Annotated in this window: 21 protein-coding genes; 11 read left to right on the top strand and 10 right to left on the bottom strand. The window is 65.4% G+C overall.

Translation table 11 applies throughout. The annotated features are described in order from the left end of the window. The first annotated feature begins 7 nt into the window (after positions 1–7). Both ACW170_RS08275 and ACW170_RS08270 read left to right on the top strand, forming a co-directional pair. On the top strand, positions 8–1,102 hold the full coding sequence (locus ACW170_RS08275; RefSeq protein WP_492086267.1) for an HlyD family secretion protein: 1,095 nt from the start codon (positions 8–10) through the stop codon (positions 1,100–1,102). 50 nt (positions 1,103–1,152) lie between these two features. Then, positions 1,153–1,329 (top strand): hypothetical protein, encoded by a 177-nt coding sequence (locus ACW170_RS08270; protein ID WP_492086266.1) that lies wholly within the window; start codon positions 1,153–1,155, stop codon positions 1,327–1,329. Between the two features lie 100 nt (positions 1,330–1,429). Here the strand turns inward: ACW170_RS08270 and ACW170_RS08265 are convergent, their stop codons facing one another. Next, positions 1,430–2,779, bottom strand: coding sequence for an OmpP1/FadL family transporter (locus ACW170_RS08265; protein WP_492086265.1), 1,350 nt, complete (start codon positions 2,777–2,779; stop codon positions 1,430–1,432). Positions 2,780–3,103: 324 nt separating this feature from the next. Here ACW170_RS08265 and map point away from each other — a divergent pair, with 324 nt between their 5' ends. The 7 genes from map to ACW170_RS08230 all read left to right on the top strand — a co-directional run bounded on the left by map (position 3,104) and on the right by ACW170_RS08230 (position 7,307). Continuing rightward, the gene (map, locus tag ACW170_RS08260; RefSeq protein ID WP_492086264.1) at positions 3,104–3,922 is read left to right on the top strand and encodes a type I methionyl aminopeptidase; all 819 of its coding nucleotides are present in this window, start codon (positions 3,104–3,106) and stop codon (positions 3,920–3,922) included. Positions 3,923–3,974: 52 nt separating this feature from the next. Further along, on the top strand, positions 3,975–4,706 hold the full coding sequence (gene radC, locus ACW170_RS08255) for a RadC family protein (RefSeq protein WP_492086263.1): 732 nt from the start codon (positions 3,975–3,977) through the stop codon (positions 4,704–4,706). Then, the gene (locus tag ACW170_RS08250) at positions 4,703–5,239 is read left to right on the top strand and encodes a GNAT family N-acetyltransferase (protein ID WP_492086262.1); all 537 of its coding nucleotides are present in this window, start codon (positions 4,703–4,705) and stop codon (positions 5,237–5,239) included. The genes radC and ACW170_RS08250 overlap by 4 nt, the downstream gene beginning before the upstream one ends. 44 nt (positions 5,240–5,283) lie before the next feature. Continuing rightward, positions 5,284–5,526, top strand: coding sequence for a BolA/IbaG family iron-sulfur metabolism protein (locus tag ACW170_RS08245; RefSeq protein WP_492086261.1), 243 nt, complete (start codon positions 5,284–5,286; stop codon positions 5,524–5,526). A gap of 4 nt (positions 5,527–5,530) precedes the next feature. Further along, on the top strand, positions 5,531–6,439 hold the full coding sequence (locus ACW170_RS08240) for an aldo-keto reductase family protein (RefSeq protein ID WP_492086260.1): 909 nt from the start codon (positions 5,531–5,533) through the stop codon (positions 6,437–6,439). 80 nt (positions 6,440–6,519) lie between these two features. After that, the gene (gene grxD / locus ACW170_RS08235) at positions 6,520–6,870 is read left to right on the top strand and encodes a Grx4 family monothiol glutaredoxin (RefSeq protein ID WP_492086259.1); all 351 of its coding nucleotides are present in this window, start codon (positions 6,520–6,522) and stop codon (positions 6,868–6,870) included. Next, positions 6,870–7,307 carry an acyl-CoA thioesterase gene (locus ACW170_RS08230; protein ID WP_492086258.1) on the top strand — a complete coding sequence of 146 codons (438 nt, stop codon included), beginning with the start codon at positions 6,870–6,872 and terminating at the stop codon, positions 7,305–7,307. Before grxD ends, ACW170_RS08230 begins: the two co-directional genes overlap by 1 nt. On the opposite strand, the gene ACW170_RS08225 is transcribed toward ACW170_RS08230, so the two are convergent. Beyond that, on the bottom strand, positions 7,291–7,671 hold the full coding sequence (locus ACW170_RS08225; RefSeq protein WP_492086257.1) for a hypothetical protein: 381 nt from the start codon (positions 7,669–7,671) through the stop codon (positions 7,291–7,293). The genes ACW170_RS08230 and ACW170_RS08225 overlap by 17 nt on opposite strands. Before the next feature lie 285 nt (positions 7,672–7,956). On the opposite strand from ACW170_RS08225, the gene ACW170_RS08220 reads away from it, so the two are divergent. After that, the gene (locus tag ACW170_RS08220; protein ID WP_492086256.1) at positions 7,957–9,054 is read left to right on the top strand and encodes an NADH:flavin oxidoreductase/NADH oxidase; all 1,098 of its coding nucleotides are present in this window, start codon (positions 7,957–7,959) and stop codon (positions 9,052–9,054) included. 61 nt (positions 9,055–9,115) lie between these two features. Here ACW170_RS08220 and ACW170_RS08215 read toward each other — a convergent pair whose 3' ends face one another. Continuing rightward, positions 9,116–9,496 (bottom strand): hypothetical protein, encoded by a 381-nt coding sequence (locus tag ACW170_RS08215; protein WP_492086255.1) that lies wholly within the window; start codon positions 9,494–9,496, stop codon positions 9,116–9,118. A 181-nt stretch (positions 9,497–9,677) separates the two neighbouring features. After that, on the bottom strand, positions 9,678–10,295 hold the full coding sequence (gene rpsD / locus ACW170_RS08210) for a 30S ribosomal protein S4 (RefSeq protein WP_271164458.1): 618 nt from the start codon (positions 10,293–10,295) through the stop codon (positions 9,678–9,680). A 253-nt stretch (positions 10,296–10,548) separates the two neighbouring features. Between rpsD and ACW170_RS08205 the strand changes: the two genes are divergently transcribed. After that, on the top strand, positions 10,549–10,755 hold the full coding sequence (locus ACW170_RS08205) for a hypothetical protein (protein WP_492086254.1): 207 nt from the start codon (positions 10,549–10,551) through the stop codon (positions 10,753–10,755). Between the two features lie 21 nt (positions 10,756–10,776). Here the strand turns inward: ACW170_RS08205 and ACW170_RS08200 are convergent, their stop codons facing one another. From ACW170_RS08200 to ACW170_RS08175, 6 genes are all read right to left on the bottom strand, one after another. After that, positions 10,777–11,712, bottom strand: coding sequence for an MBL fold metallo-hydrolase (locus ACW170_RS08200; protein ID WP_492086253.1), 936 nt, complete (start codon positions 11,710–11,712; stop codon positions 10,777–10,779). Positions 11,713–11,793: 81 nt separating this feature from the next. After that, entirely contained in the window at positions 11,794–12,405 is a 612-nt protein-coding gene (locus ACW170_RS08195) for a superoxide dismutase (RefSeq protein ID WP_492086252.1), read from the bottom strand. A gap of 105 nt (positions 12,406–12,510) precedes the next feature. Next, positions 12,511–12,735: a hypothetical protein gene (locus ACW170_RS08190; protein ID WP_492086251.1), complete on the bottom strand. Its 225-nt coding sequence runs from the start codon at positions 12,733–12,735 to the stop codon at positions 12,511–12,513. Positions 12,736–12,777: 42 nt separating this feature from the next. Next, positions 12,778–13,626 carry an S-formylglutathione hydrolase gene (gene fghA, locus ACW170_RS08185; protein ID WP_492086250.1) on the bottom strand — a complete coding sequence of 283 codons (849 nt, stop codon included), beginning with the start codon at positions 13,624–13,626 and terminating at the stop codon, positions 12,778–12,780. Positions 13,627–13,689: 63 nt separating this feature from the next. Next, positions 13,690–15,198, bottom strand: coding sequence for an alanine/glycine:cation symporter family protein (locus ACW170_RS08180; RefSeq protein WP_492086249.1), 1,509 nt, complete (start codon positions 15,196–15,198; stop codon positions 13,690–13,692). A gap of 142 nt (positions 15,199–15,340) precedes the next feature. Beyond that, positions 15,341–15,727: a VOC family protein gene (locus ACW170_RS08175; RefSeq protein ID WP_492086248.1), complete on the bottom strand. Its 387-nt coding sequence runs from the start codon at positions 15,725–15,727 to the stop codon at positions 15,341–15,343. Positions 15,728–15,732 lie beyond the last annotated feature (5 nt).

Below are 15,732 nucleotides of genomic sequence, written 5' to 3'. Positions count from 1 at the left end.
GAACCCGATGACCGATACAGCCCCCGCCCCCTCCGCTCCGCCCGCCCCTGCCGCCCCCGCCGCGCCAGAACCCCGCAAGCGCGTCCTCTGGGCCGTGGTGGCGGCCATCGTCGCCGTCTTCGCCGTCGGCCTGGTCCTCTACGCCTGGCGGCTGCCGCCTTTCACCGGCCATGTGCAGCGCACCGACAACGCCTACGTCCGCGGCCAGGTGACGATCATCAGCCCCCAGGTCGGCGGCTATGTGGTCCAGGTCCCGGTTCAGGACTTCCAGACGGTCCAGCAAGGCCAACTGCTGGCCCAGGTCGACGACCGAACCTACCGCCAGCGCCTCGAACAGGCCGAGGCGGCGCTCCATTCGGCCGAGGCGGCCCTGTCCAACTCGACCCAGACCCAGGCCTCGGCGCGCGGCACGGTGGCGCAGCAGCGCGCGGCCATCGCCGCCGCCCAGGCGACCCTGACCCGCGCCCAGGCCGACGCCGACCGCGCCCGCACGCTGAAGGCCGGCGGCTGGGTGTCGCAATCCAATGTGGACATCGCCGTCGCTTCCCTGCGCAGCGCCCAGGCCCAGCTCGCCCAGGCCCAGGCCGCCGAGGGCGTGGCCCAGACCGGCGTCACCTCCGCCGTGGTCAACCGCGACAGCCTGGCCGCCTCGGTCGAGAACGCCCAGGCCGCCGTCCGCCTGGCTCAGATCGACCTGGCCAACACCCGCATCATCGCCCCTCGCCCCGGCCGTCTGGGCGAGATCGGCGTGCGCCAGGGCCAGTATGTCACCGCCGGCACCCAGCTGCTGGGCCTGGTCCCCGACACGGTCTGGATCACGGCCAATATGAAGGAGACCCAGATGCGCGACATCCGCATCGGCCAGCCCGTCGAGATCACCGTCGACGCCCTGGGCGGCCAGACCCTGCGCGGCCGCGTCGAACGCATCGCCCCCGCCGCCGGCAGCGAGTTCAGCGTCATCCGCCCCGACAACGCCACCGGCAATTTCACCAAGGTCGCCCAGCGGATTCCGGTGCGCATCCGCATCGAGCCGGGTCAGGCGGGCATGGACCGGCTGGCGCCCGGCATGTCGGTGGTGGCGAAGGTGGATACGGGGAGCTGACGGAACCCTCCCCCCTTCTCAGCGCTCCCTTCACAGCAAGGGAGATTCCAATGGACCGCAACCAGACCGAAGGCCGAGAGAAAAACGGCGCCGAACCCTTGGGCAAGCCGGACGCCCTGACGCCGGAGGCCGACGTCAAAATGGTCGGCGAGCAAGAGCGACACAGCGCTGGACCGGACGGCCCCGACGCGACCGAAATCGGCGACACCTTCAAGCGCCAGCCCTGAGTTTGGCTTGGCCTGAGGTGACAGCCCTCCAATCGGCATTAAAAAACGGCGGCCCCCGAACAGGAGCCGCCGTTCTCGTATCAGCCGATGGCTGTCGACCTTAGAAGTTCCAGGTCGCGCCCATCGAGAAGCCGACGCCTTGGCCTTGGGCCTCGCCGCGCAGGGTGGAGACGACCAGGCCGTTGCCGTAGATGTCACGGGTATCGTTGATCGTGGCCGTATCGATGTCGATATAGGTCACAGCGCCGTCAAAGGTCATCGAGCCCACGGTCTTGGACAGGCCGGCGGTGTAGAGGAACCGGTCGCCGTCCGGGATGCGAGCGGTGCGGTGATCGTCCGGCGTCGGGGTCGGGTCGAAGCCGAGTCCGGCGCGGACCGTCATGGTCGGATCGATCTTGTAGTCGAAGCCGATCGCGCCGGTGGTGACGTCGTCATAGTCCTGCACGATGGTCGAGCCGCCGCCGGTGTAGGCCACGCGGATGGCGTCGAACTCGCTCCAGCCGATCCGATTGACCTGAGCGTTCAGCGTCAGACGGTCGTTGACGGCGTAGCGAGCCGAGGCGGTCGCGAACCAGGGCGTGTTGAAGCTGGCGCCGCCGTCGGCGGAGACGTTCGCGCCGGCCAAGATGCCCGTCAGGCCCGAGATGTTCACCGATCCTTCAAGCTCATGCTCGATTTCGGAGCGGTAGGACAGGCCCAGATCCAGCTTGCCGAAATGCATCTGAGCGCCGGCGTTCCATCCATAGTCCCAGCCGTCGCCTTCAAGCTGGTTGCGGCCGTCGGTCGAAGGCGAGAGGACATAGGCCGGGGACAGAGCGACGGGAAGAGCTACGTTCGGCAGGGCCGAGGAAAGGGTCGCCTTGGCGTACTGAGCGTCAAAGCCGACGCCGAGGTCCAGCCAGTCCGTGACCGTCATCGCCGCCACCAAGCTGACGTTGGCCGAGCGCAGCTCCGACGTCAGGGCGTCATAGCGGGCGAAGTCGGTGGGCTCATATTTGGTGGTGAAATTGTAAGGCGCTTGAACGGCCATACCGATGTTGAAGCGATCGCCGACGGGCATCGAAACGGCGAAGTTCGGCACGATGCCGCTTTCGACGACTTCGTGAACATGCGGATCGCCATTGACCGCAGTCGTGTTGCTGACGACGCCGACGCCGGCGACTGGAACATTGTAGGTCAAGGTGGAGCCGCGATTATCGACGTCGGAATCCAGGATCAGGCCGTGCATGCCGCCATAGACCTGGCGTTCGGTTCCGGCGATGGCGGCGGGGTTCCACCACAGCGACTGAACGCCCTTGTCGGCGCCCTCGCCTGAGTTGGCGCGGCCTTGGCCGCGGGTCGATTGTTCTTGCACGTAGAACGAGCCGGCCATAGCCGGAGCGGCGACGCCGGCCAGCAGGGCGGTGGTCAGCGCAACGCCGCCCATACGGGCGAAATTCCTGGGAGTCATAAGCCATTCCTATAGTTTTTCCCCCGCCAGTTACGCGGCGGTGGGTATCGGGGAGGTCGATCGCACCCAGCGCTTTCGTCAGGAAAACGTTGCATGCATGGCGGGTCTCCGCCGGGAAACAGGCGAAACTGTGTCTGAAAAACTGCACACGATCACACCGGCGAGAGGTGACGTTAGGGCAAGTTCATTCCGGTAGGCGAACGTGACGCGCAACACACACTTCGGCGTTCCGTACGGGAAAGGAATCCGTCACCGCCGCACAATCGCCTTGTGTATCCGTGATAGGATCGCCATCTGAGCCTGTCGCCGCTGCTGATTGAAACCATGTACGAAACGCCCGAATTGGAAACTGACGCCCTGGTCCGCTCCAGCGCCATCCGCACCCATACGGCGGAGGATTTCGAGGGCATGCGCAAGGCCGGCCGCCTGGTCGCCGAGGCGCTCGACATGATCACTGCCCATGTGAAGCCGGGCGTGCTGACCAGCACCATCGACGACCTTGTGCGAGAGTTCACCCTCGACAATGGCGGCCTGCCCGCCTGTCTGGGCTACAAGGGCTACGAAAAAACCGTCTGTACCTCGATCAACCACGTGGTCTGCCACGGCATCCCTGGAGATCGGGTGCTGAAGGACGGCGACATCGTCAACATCGACCACACCGTCATCGTCGACGGCTGGCACGGCGACTCCAGCCGCATGTATGCGGTGGGCGAGATCAACGCCCGGGCCAGGAAACTGATCGATGTCACCTATCAGTCGCTGGATCTGGGTCTGGCGCAGATCAAGCCCGGCAATACTTTCGGCGACATCGGCTTCGCCATCCAGAAGTTCGTCGAAGCCCAGCGGATGAGCGTGGTCCGCGACTTCTGCGGCCATGGCATCGGCCGCATCTTCCACGACAGTCCCAATGTCCTGCACTACGGCCGCAAAGGCGAGGGGGCGGTGCTGAAGACCGGCATGTTCTTCACCGTCGAGCCGATGGTGAACCTGGGCAAGCCGCATGTGAAGGTGCTGTCCGACGGCTGGACCGCCGTGACGCGCGACAAGTCGCTATCGGCCCAGTGCGAACACACCATCGGGGTCACGGAAGACGGGCTGGAAATCTTCACCGCATCGCCGGCCGGGCTGTTCCGCCCGAACTGAACCCTTGATCCCCATTCATCTTCCGCACAGGTTGCGAAGGCTGGAGGGGGACATGCTGGACAACCCGACACCCGAGCCTAAAATAAAGCCGCGCCACAGCGGCCATCGTGATCGGCTGCGCGAGCGGGCGGCCAAGGGCGGCTTGGGCGCCCTGCCCGACTATGAGTTGCTGGAGTTGCTGCTTTTCCGCAGCGTTCCGTACAAGGACACCAAGCCGTTGGCCAAGGACCTGCTGGCCCGGTTCGGAGGACTTGAGGGGATTGGGGCGGCCAGCCATGAGGCCATTGAGGATCAGGTGGCGCGGTCGCTGGGCTATGTCGCCGGCAAGGCCACAAGGGCGGTGGCGCTCGACTTGCAGCTAATCTTCGACGTGACACGGCGGATCGCGCGCGAGCCGACGGTCAAGAGACCGGTCATATCGTCCTGGAGCGCGCTACTGGCTTATGTGCGGGTAGCCTTGCAACACGAGCCCCTCGAGCAGGTCCGCATCCTGTATCTCGACAAAAAGAACCAGCTGATCCTGGACGAGGTGCAGAACCGCGGCACGGTTGATCACGCCCCCCTCTATCCCCGCGAAGTGGTGCGCCGAGCCCTGGAGCTCTCGGCTAGCGCCTTGATCCTGGTCCACAATCACCCGTCCGGCGACCCTACCCCCAGCCGCGCCGACATCGAGATGACGAAACAGGTTGTGCAGGCCGGCCGAGCCCTTAACGTCGAGGTCCACGACCATCTGGTCGTCGGCCGCGAAGGGGTGGCCAGCTTCAAGCAACTGGGCCTGATGTGAACGCCGCGATTTTGAAAACCGAGAGGCTGGTGCTGAACCCGGTGGAAGTAGCGGATTTGGATCCTCTGATCGCGCTCTGGTCCAGCGAGGAATTTACCCGGCATATTACCGGGCGACCGATGACAAGCGAGGAGGTCTGGTTTCGGCTGCTCCGTGACCTGGGACAGTGGAGCGTCGCCGGTTACGGCAATTGGACTGTCCGTCTGGCGAGCGACGGCGCCTATGTGGGCAGCGTCTCCATTCTGGATCATCGACGATTGATTGATCCGCCTCTCACCGACCCCGAACTGGGCTGGGGTCTTTCCCCCGCCTTTCAAGGTCGCGGCTTCGCTACCGAGGCGCTTGGAGCGGTTCTGGAATGGGCGGACGTCCGATTGCCGGCGCCGAGAACGGTCTGCATGATCGCCCCCGAAAACCTCGCCTCCATTCGGCTGGCGCAAGGGGTCGGTTACCGACCCTACGCGATGGCGACCTACAAGGATCATCCTGTTCAGTTGTTCGAACGGCCCAAAGAAGGCGTAGCCCGGCATTAAGGTTTATCGGGCATTCTCGTAGGGAACGATCCGAGAGCCCGCCCATGCCCATGTCCGTCGAAACGCTGCGCCAGCATCTGGTCGACGCCTTTCCCGACGCCGAGATCGCCATCGACGATCTGGCCGGAGACGGCGACCATTATCGTGCCCGCATCGTCTCCAGCGCCTTCGAAGACATGCCGCGCGTGCGCCAGCACCAGCTGGTCTATGCGGCGCTGAAGGGACAGATGGGCGGCGAGTTGCACGCCCTGGCGCTGGAAACCGCCGCGCCGTCCAAGGAGGGCTGAGCCTATGCGCTATCGCCCCTTCGGCGTATCCGGCGCCGCCATTTCCAACCTGACCTTCAGCTTCGGCCTCGACAGTCTGGCGCGCGGTCGCGAAGCCGCGCTGAACCTGCTGTATTCCGCCCTCGAGGCCGGGGTGAACTCCTACCGGCTGGAGACGGCCGACCCGGTCGTCGCCGAGGTGCTGGGCGAGGCCCTGGCCCATGTCGATCGCAAGCTGGTCTGTGTCGGCCTGACCTTGGGAATCGGAGCGGATCGCGAAGGGACGCGCGACTTTTCGGCCGAGGGCATGACCGCGGCCATCGATCGGGCGCTGCACTTCTCGGGCCTGGGCTGGATCGACGTCGCCGTGCTGCATGAGCCGGGCGAGCACGAACTGCCCCAATCGTCACTGAACGCGCTGAAGGCCCTTCGCGCCACCGGCCGCATCAAGCTACTGGGCGTGGCGGGCGGCGGCGATGTGATGGACACCTATGTCTCCACCGGCGCCTTCGATGTCCTGCTGACCCCGTTCGACATCAACGCCGACTGGAAGCTGCGCAATCGCGTGCGGGCCGCCCGCGAACAGGACATGGCGGTCTTCGCCTACGACTATTTCACCGACCGGCGCTCCAAGCCGCGCGGGCCGCAGGCCGCCGCGAAGAAGGGTCTGTTCGGCCTTGGCGGCGCGCCCAAACGCCCACCCCAGTCGCGACAGGCCGACGCCTTCGGCTTTCTCTATCGCACGCCCAACTGGCCGGCCGAGGCGATCTGCCTCAGCTATGTGCTGACGGATCCGACGATCTCAAGCGTGATCATCCGGGCCAACGATACGGAACGGCTGGAGATGCTGGCCGCCACGCCGGAACGCGACCTGCCGCCGGGGCTTGCCGCGCAGATCGAAATGGGCCGGGTGACGGCGTCGGCCGCCGCCTGATCTTGCCCGATCGACACAACCACGCCTTGACCCGGCCGCCGGCTCTCCCTAGCTGACGACCTTCACGAAAGGCTTCTCCCGTGACCGACACCGTTTCTGCAGATCCCGTTCACGCCTTCATCGGCGGCACCGTCGCCCAGAATGACGTCGTGCTGTTCATGAAGGGCACGCCGGACCAACCGCGCTGCGGCTTCTCTTCCCTGGCGGTCCAGATTCTCGACCATGTCGGGGCGTCCTTCGTCGGCGTCGACGTGCTGCAGGACGAAGCCCTGCGCGAAGGCATCAAGGCCTTCACCGACTGGCCCACCATCCCTCAGCTGTATGTAAAGGGCGAGTTCGTCGGCGGGTCGGACATCATTCGCGAGATGTTCCAGGCTGGCGAGCTTCAGGCCCTGATGACGGAAAAGGGCGTTCCACTCGGCGAAGCCTGATGGCTCGCCCGGTCCTGACGCCGCGCGAAGACCGCGAGGTCTTCGTCGTTCCACTCGAGGTTCGCCCCGAGCACATCGACGCCAACGGCCACGTCAACAACGTCGTCTATGTCGGCTGGCTTCAGGATGTGGGCACGGCCCACTGGACCGCCCGCTTCGACGAGGCGACCCGCGCCAGATGTTCCTGGGTCGCCCTGCGGCATGAGATCGACTATCTGCGCGCGATCGAGCCGGGCGCGACCGGCGTCGTCGCCCGGACCTGGGTCGGCGATCCCCAGGGCCCACGTTTCAACCGCTATGTCCGGATCGAGGACGCCCAGGGCCGCGTCTGCGCCCAGGGCGTCTCCGAATGGTGCCTGGTCGACGCCGCGACCCTGAGGCCGCAGCGTATCCCCGCCGCCATGGCGGCGGTGTTCAGCACTACTTCAGCGGATTGAGAATTCGCGCGGGCGTGCCGGGCTCCAACCCGAGATCGGCATAGGTCCACCGCAAATCGACGCCATCGGGAACCAAGGCCTTGCACATATCCGGCTTCAAGCGGCGCAGGGTGATTTTGGCAGGCGAGTGATCGTCCACCGAAACCTCGAAATCCGACGCCTGGGTGCAGCCGTTGGAATCGACCCGAACGACCAGGGCGCCGTCCACAAAGCGAGCTTCGCGAATGGCCTCCGCCGGCGGGGCGTCATCGCGCAAGACATTGACCGAGACGTTCTCGCCCGCGTCGCTGTCATAGATGACGCAGGCTGACAGCAGAGGAGCGGCAAGCGCCGCTGCCGCCAGCACCTTGAGGGCGCCGCGCATTATTGATCCGAGGCCGGCGTCGTGATCACCCGCGTGGTGGGCTTTTCAGTCGCGACGATGATGCAGCCCGACAGCAGCGGGGCGGCGATGGCGATGGCGAGAGCGAGACGAAGCATTGGTGTGATCCCCTAATGAAGCTTGAGGCTTTTGTGACGCGTGGCGAGCGGACAGGCACGTGAATTTTCAGCAAGCCAGGTGAACAATCGGAAAGGTCGCTCCTTGATCAGGACCGCAACAGGCATAGCTACCGTCTCCCTTCCCCGATGCCTTTCTGGATGCCTTTCTATGAGTCAGCTCTTCTCGCCGCGCAGCATCGGTCCTTTGACGCTGAAAAACCGCATCGCCATCGCGCCGATGTGCCAATATTCGGCCGTGGATGGCGTGGCCCAGCCCTGGCATGTCCAACACCTGGGCCGCCTTGCCCTGTCCGGCGCCGGCCTGGTGATCCTAGAGGCGACGGGCGTCGAGGCCGCCGGCCGTATCACCCCCGACGATCTCGGCCTGTGGAACGACACGCAGGAAGCCGTCCTGGCCGACCTTCTCAAGGGTCTGCGCACCTATTCCCAGACGCCGATCGGAATCCAACTGGCCCATGCCGGCCGCAAGGCCTCGACCTCAGCCCCCTGGAAGGGTGGGCGCGCCCTGACCGCCCAGGAGGGCGCCTGGCGAACCTTCGGCCCGTCCGCCCTGCCCTTCCGCGACGACTGGCATACCCCGACCGAGATGACCGAGGCCGACATGGACCGCGTTGTCGCCGCCTTTGAGGACGCCGCCCGCCGCGCCGATCGCGCGGGGTTCGACCTGGTCGAACTGCACGCCGCCCATGGCTATTTGCTGAGCGAGTTCCTGTCGCCGCTGTCGAACCGTCGCACGGACGCCTACGGCGGCTCCACAGAGGCGCGGGCGCGGTTCCCGCTGCGTGTCGCCCAGGCGCTACGTGACGCCTGGCCCCAGGCCAAGGCTCTGGGCGTCCGCTTCAACGGCTCGGACTGGGTCGAGGGCGGGGTGGCGCTAGATGAGGTGATCGCCTTTGGCCGCGCCTTGCACGAGATGGGCTATGACTATCTTCACCTGACGTCGGGCGGCAACGTCGCCCGCGCCGACATTCCGGGTTCAGAACCGGGCTATCAGGTCCGCTTCGCCGAAGCCGTCAAGAAGGCCGTGCCCGAAGCGACGGTCATGGCTGTGGGCATGATCATCGACCCACGACAGGCCGAGGACATCGTCGTCTCGGGACAGGCGGACATCGTCGCCATCGCCCGCGCCGCTCTGGACGACCCAAATTGGGCCCACCATGCCGCCGTGGCCCTGGGTCACGGCGAAGGCCTGCCGCCCCAGTACGAACGCGCCGGCAAGGGGAACTGGCCGGGCTACGGCCGCTAAGGCCAAGGCTCGGCGCCGGTGGTCAGGTCTGGTCGTCAGGTCTGGTCGTCAGGTCTGGCCGTCAGGTCTGGGGCAGTTGGTAGGGGTTGTTGACACTGACCGGCGAACCGGGAGCCAGGCCCAATTCCTCGAACGACCATTTCAGCTCGACGCCATGGACCAGGGGCTCCTTGCAGGTGTCCTCGTCAATCCGCCGCAGGGTGATGACCGCGTCGGCGCCCTTGATGCTGACGATGGGGATCAGGTCTTCCTTGTGGGTGCAGCCGTTGGAGCTGACCCAGAAGACGGCCGCGTCCTTGGTGAAGGCGGCGGCGTGGATTGGCTCAAGCGCGCCGGGCATGCCCGCAGTCGAGACGCTGGGCGCATCGGCGCCGCCCGCACAGGCGGATAAGCCTGCCGACAGTGCGGCGATGATCACTAGAGATTTGAAGACGGCGCGCATCGCTTGGCGGCCTCCCCTGTTCGATCGAACCCTGAATAGCCCGAGAATGCGCCAGTTCGCTCAGGAAGGGAACGGGCTGAAAGATAAAGGGCCCCGGACGAATCCGGGGCCCTTCAAACTCGTTATCTCTGCTGCGAGGGAAGCCGCCTGTAGGAGGCTCCTCCCGCCAGAGACGCTTCCCTTAGGAGGCGTAGTATTCGACGACCAGGTTCGGTTCCATCTTCACGGCGTACGGGACGTCCGTCAGTTCGGGCACGCGGACGTAACGGACCGAGAACGAACGATCCGACAGTTCCAGATAATCCGGCACGTCGCGTTCCGACGACTGCTGGGCTTCGAGCACCAGAGCCATGTTGCGCGACTTTTCCTTCACGGTGACGACGTCTTCCGGCTTCACGCGGTAGGAGGCGATGTCGACCTTCTTGCCGTTGACCAGGACGTGGCCGTGGCTGACGAACTGGCGAGCGGCCCAGACGGTCGGGACGAACTTGGCGCGGTAGACGATGGCGTCCAGACGCGATTCCAGCAGGCCGATCAGGTTTTCCGAGGTGTTGCCCTTGCGGCGCGCAGCTTCGTCATAGGTCTTGGCGAACTGCTTCTCGGTGATGTTGCCGTAGTAGCCCTTCAGCTTCTGCTTGGCCTTCAGTTGCAGACCGAAGTCCGAAACCTTCGACTTGCGACGCTGACCGTGCTGGCCGGGACCGTAGGAGCGCTTGTTGACCGGAGACTTGGCGCGACCCCACAGGTTTTCACCCATGGCCCGGTCGATCTTGTATTTGGCGCTGTGGCGCTTGGACATTCTATTCTCTTTTCGACGATACGGCCCGGCATCCCCTCGATTGGGAATGCGATCTCAACGGCGGTCCACGCATCTTCCGTCATCAATCCCCGCGTCCGGCGAACCGGACACGTGGAAGGCGGCGCTTATCGCCACACAGACTGGCGGAGTCAAGCCGTGCGGCGCGTTAAGCACGATGAACCGGAACCCCACGGCCGCGGCCGATCTTCTTCTCGTCGGAGGCACATCTCCTGATCCCCTCGCGGAGGGCGAAATGGCGCATTCGACGACGACCGGCCTAAGCGATCAGGCTTTCGACAAGTTGAAGCAGAAGCTGATCGATATGGTCGAGCCGCTTTCCGACAGGCAATTGCTGGAGCTTGCCGACGGTATTCATGAGCTTCTGCGTCAACGCCGGGTCCTGCGACAACATCATTCCGAACGCATGATGGAGCGATCGCGTCCGACGTTCACGAGCTGAACGCCGACGTCAGACGTGCGATCAGGTCGCCGGCTGCGCCTCCTTGATGAAAATCGCACGCCCCTCGCGGGTCTGGATCTTCCCCAGCCCCGGGAAGGGGAAGTGATAGGCGTAGATATGGGCTCCCGACGCCCTGAGCGCCGTGATCTCATCTAGACGCGCCTTCTTTCCCGCCTCCGCATCGTCGTCATAGCCGACGGTCCAGTCCGGATGCTCGACCGACAGGACCCAGTGGTGCATCAGGTCGCCCGTATACAATAGCTGGTTCTGGCCGTCGGCGATCAGATAGGCGACGTGCCCCGGCGTATGACCGGCCGTGTCCTGAGCCTCAACGCCCGGCGCGACCTCGTCGCCCGGACGGAAAGCCTGGACCTTGGGCGTGATCGCGCGAACCAGATCCGCCATCTCGGGATTGGCGCGGATCGCCCCCCATTCGGCCTCCGACATCCGGATCGCGGCGTTGGGGAAGGCCAGGCCGCCATCAGCGACCAGACCGCCCACATGGTCGCCGTGGCCATGCGAGATCATCACGTCAGTGATGCTGGCGGGATCGACGCCGGCCGTCTGCAGGCTCTGCATCAACTGGCCCTTGCCGGCCCCCAGTCCGGTGTCGAACAGCATGGTCCGGGCGCCGCTCCGCACCAGAAGCGGATGGATCTCCAGCATGATGGGATCGGCCGGTTGTCCGGCGGCGGTCAGGGGGGCGGCGACCGCCTGAGGCGTCAGCCCCACGCCAAAGACCTTATTATCGTTCGGCACGGGGTTCTCACCGTCGAACAGGGCGATGGCGTCCAGGGCGCCGATCTTGAACCGATAGACCGGCTTTTCCGCCGGAGCAGCGACCGTAGAGGTCGGGTTCGGCGACGCAGGCTCGCCCGAGTTTTGATCATTCGCCGCCGGAGAGCAGGCCGCCAGGGCCAGGGCCGTCACGGCCGCCGTCGCCATAAGAATCCGCATCGTTTCACTCCTGTGTGCAGGCTGAATCGAAAACGCCCGCCGGAGGTTCCGACGGGCGTCATCTAATGGCTTAGGCCAAGCTTAGATAGCGGAAGCGTAAAGTTCGTTGACCTTGTTCCAGTTCACCACCGACCAGAAGGACTTCAGATAGTCGGCGCGGCGGTTCTGGTACTTCAGATAGTAGGCGTGCTCCCAGACGTCGGCGCCCAGGATGACTTCGCCACGCTCTTCCACGACGTCCATCAGCGGATTGTCCTGGTTCGGGGTGGAGGTGATCTTCAGCTTGCCGTTCTGGACGATAAGCCAGGCCCAGCCCGAGCCGAACTGTGCGGCGCCGGCGGCGTTGAAGTCTTCCTTGAACTTGTCCATGCCGCCCAGGTCGCTGTCGATAGCGGCGGCGAGCTCGGCCGAGGGCTGGCCGGCTTGGTCGGCGGGGGCCAGCAGCTCCCAGAACAGGCTGTGATTCCAGTGACCGCCGCCGTTATTGCGTACGGCCTTGGGCGCGGTCGAGATGCTGGTGAAAATCTCCTCCAGCGACTTGCCTTGCAGTTCAGCGTCCGCATCGACGGCCTTGTTCAGGTTATCGACATAGGTCTGATGGTGCTTGTCGTGGTGGAAGGTCATCGTCTCCTTGTCGATGGCCGGCTCCAGCGCATCATAGGCGTAGGGCAGCGGGGGCAGGGTGAAGGCCATGGAATTTCCTCTCGCGACATATTCCGACGCCCTTCATCTAGGCGCCCGTTTGCATAACCCAAGCACCATCGCCCGGATTGGTTACGATTTATCGGCCCGGAACGGTTAAGCTGGCAAGTTCGCCTTCAGGCATTCGCGCACGGCGCGCTTGACGTCGCCGGGCGCATTCGGTTCGTCCACGCCTTCGGCGGCGAACACCGCGCGCACGGCGGCGTCCAGGCCGCTCGGCAAGGCGGCGATCACGCGCTTCTGCCCCTTCTCGTGCAGGCAATAACCCACCTCGCGGCAAAGGGCGGAAAACATCGGTTCGTAGGGATCAAGAGCGCTCATGCCGCCCCTCTAGCACCGCAGCCCGATCCGCGACAGCCGCCCTCAGGCCTTCAGACGTTTGGCGTGGAAGGCGACGTGGTCGGCGATGAAGCTGGTCATGAAGAAGTAGGAGTGGTCGTAGCCGGGCTGCAGCCGGATGGTGACCTTCTGACCGGCGGCGTCGGCGGCGGACTGGAGCAGTTCGGGCTTGAGCTGGTCGGTCAGGAAGCTGTCGGCGTCGCCCTGGTCGATCAGGATGTCGTCATAGACGTCCCCTCCTTCAGCGCGTCGGGCCGCGCCCGCCTCGATCAGTTTGGCGGCGTCGTGGCGATCCCAGGCGGCGCGGTCCTCACCCAGATAGGCGGTGAAGGCCTTTTCGCCCCAGGGGCAGCGGGTCGGCGAACAGATGGGGGCGAAGGCGGAGACAGAGCGGAACAGGCCGGGGTGGTTCAACGCCAGGGTCAGGGCCCCGTGTCCGCCCATCGAATGGCCCGAGATCGACCGGACGCCGGTGGTCGGGAACTCCGCATCGATCAGGGCGATCAGCTCTTCCGTGACATAGGTCTCCATGCGGAAGTGCGGTGACCAGGGCGCCTGGGTCGCATCGACATAGAAGCCTGCGCCCTGGCCCAGGTCATAGGCCGGATCGTCCGCAACACCTTCGCCGCGCGGCGAGGTGTCGGGCGCGACGATGATGACGCCATGCTCGGCGGCAGCCCGATAGGCGCCGGCCTTGGTGGTGAAATTGTCCTCGGTACAGGTCAGGCCCGACAGCCAGATCAAGACGGGGAACGGCCCCTCCCCACCCGGAACGAAGACGGACAGGGTCATCGGCGTGCCCGTTGTCGCGCTGTCGTGCTTCAGATAGCGCAGGACGCCGCCGTGGACGACGTGGGTTTTAACAGTGTTCATCGGGCCTCCTGCGGGGGACGATACGGACACGCGACGGCGCGCCGTCGATACCGGCCGCCGCCCCTATTCCTTTTCTTCGATCGTCTGCATTTCCGAACTGGCGACCTTGTCCTCGCCCGCGTCCTTGACGCCGCGCGCCAGGGCGAAGACCACACCGGACAAGGCCAGGATAGCGACCAGGTTCGGCAGGGCCATGGCCGCATTGGCGATGTCGCCCATACGCCAGACGAACTCGATCTGCTGGAAGGCGCCGACGAAGATCATCGCGCACCACAAGAGGCGCCACGGGATCGCCACCCACGGCCCGAACAGGAAGGTCGCCGCCCGCTCGCCGTAGTAGCTCCAGGTCAGCAGGGTGGTGAAGACGAACAGCATCAAGGCGATCGACACCACCAGCCCGCCCAGTGTGGTCTGACCGAACAACAGCTGGGGGAAGGCTGCGCCATAGGCGGCCAGGGTCATCTCGAAACCGCGCAGGTCCGAGTTCCACACATGTTCGACCACCCCGCCGCTGGCCGGAAAGGCCCCGCGCACCGTCAACAGGACCAGGCCGGTCATGGTGCAGATCACGATGGTGTCGATGAAGGTGCCCATCATGGCGAAACGGCCCTGGCGCGCCGGATCATTGGTCTGGGCGACAGCGTGGGCCATGGGGGTGGAGCCTTGGCCGGCCTCGTTCGAGAACAGACCGCGCGCCACACCGGCGCGGATCGCCATCATCACACCAGCGCCGGCGAAACCGCCGACAGCCGACATGCCGGTGAAGGCGCTGTCGAAGATCATGGCGAAGGTGGCGGGCAGGTCGGAAGCGTTCAGGATCAAGGCGATCAGCGCCAGAAGAAGATAGGCCACGGCCATGATCGGCACGATGAACTCGGCGATGTTGCCGATCGACTTGATGCCGCCGATGATCACGACAAAGACCAGGGCCGCGACAATCAGCCCCGCCACCCATTCCTGCACGCCGGTCAGCGCGACGATGGAGTCGGCGATCGAGTTGGACTGGATCATATTTCCGGTGGCCACGGACGAGAACAGGGTGCCGATGCAGAACAGCACCGCCAGCCAGGTCCATTTCTTGCCCAGACCGCGGCGGATATAGGTCATCGGACCGCCGGAATAGCCGCGCTTGGGATCGTGGTCGCGGAACCGCACGGCCAGCGAGCCTTCCGCGAAGGCCAGGGCCATGCCCAACAGGGCGGTGATCCACATCCAGAACAGGGCGCCCGGCCCGCCCAGCGTCAGGGCCGTCGCCACCCCCGCCAGGTTTCCGGTCCCGACCTGGCCCGAAAGGGCCGTCGACAGGGCGGCGAAGGGGGAAATCTCGCCCGCCTCCTTGCCGTCCTTGTCCTTCTTGAACAGGCCGGCGAAGGCCGAGCCCAGCTTCAGGATGGGATAGAAGCGCAGGCCGACCATGAACCAGACGCCTGCGCCCAGCAGGACGACCACCATCGGCGGGAAAGGCAGGACGGACTCGCCGTTCCAACTTCCGCCCCAGATGAAGTCGCTGACATTGGTGACGGCGTCGTAAAAGGCGTCCATCGTGCCAGGCGCGGCGGTCTTGCTGGTCATGCGGCTATCCCCCGAAATCCGAAGGGATCAACCTAGACCGGGATCACGTACGGCAAAACCAAAAACCGCTCCGGCGCAGGACACGATGATCCTGTCGGCGCCGCGCCCGGCTCCATCCGCAGACGCCGTCACGACGCTCTCCTCAGTCGGCCACCCGGTGGACGGCGCAGATCTTGTTGCCCGAGGGATCGCGTAGATAGGCGAGGTACAGCTTGCCGAACGCACCCTGGCGCAAACCGGGCGGGTCCTCGATCGTGGTTCCGCCGGCCGAGACGCCGGCGGCGTGGAAGGCGTCGACCGCCGCCGTATCCTTGGCAGCCAAACCGATCGTGCCGCCGTTGGCGTGGCAAGCTGGTTCGCCGTCGATGGGCTTGCCCACGGCGAAGGCGCCGTGCGGCGTGCGCCACCAGTAGCGGCCCTTCGGATCAGGCCCCTGAGCGGCGTCGATGCCGAGCGCGCCGAGAGCGGCGTCATAGAAGCGGCGCGACGCCTCGACATCGTTGGCGCCGACGGTGACGTGGGTGAACATGATTC

It is taken from the genome of Brevundimonas sp. FV2ps16 (assembly GCF_058681075.1).
This window is presented reverse-complemented; position numbering and strand designations above follow the sequence as displayed.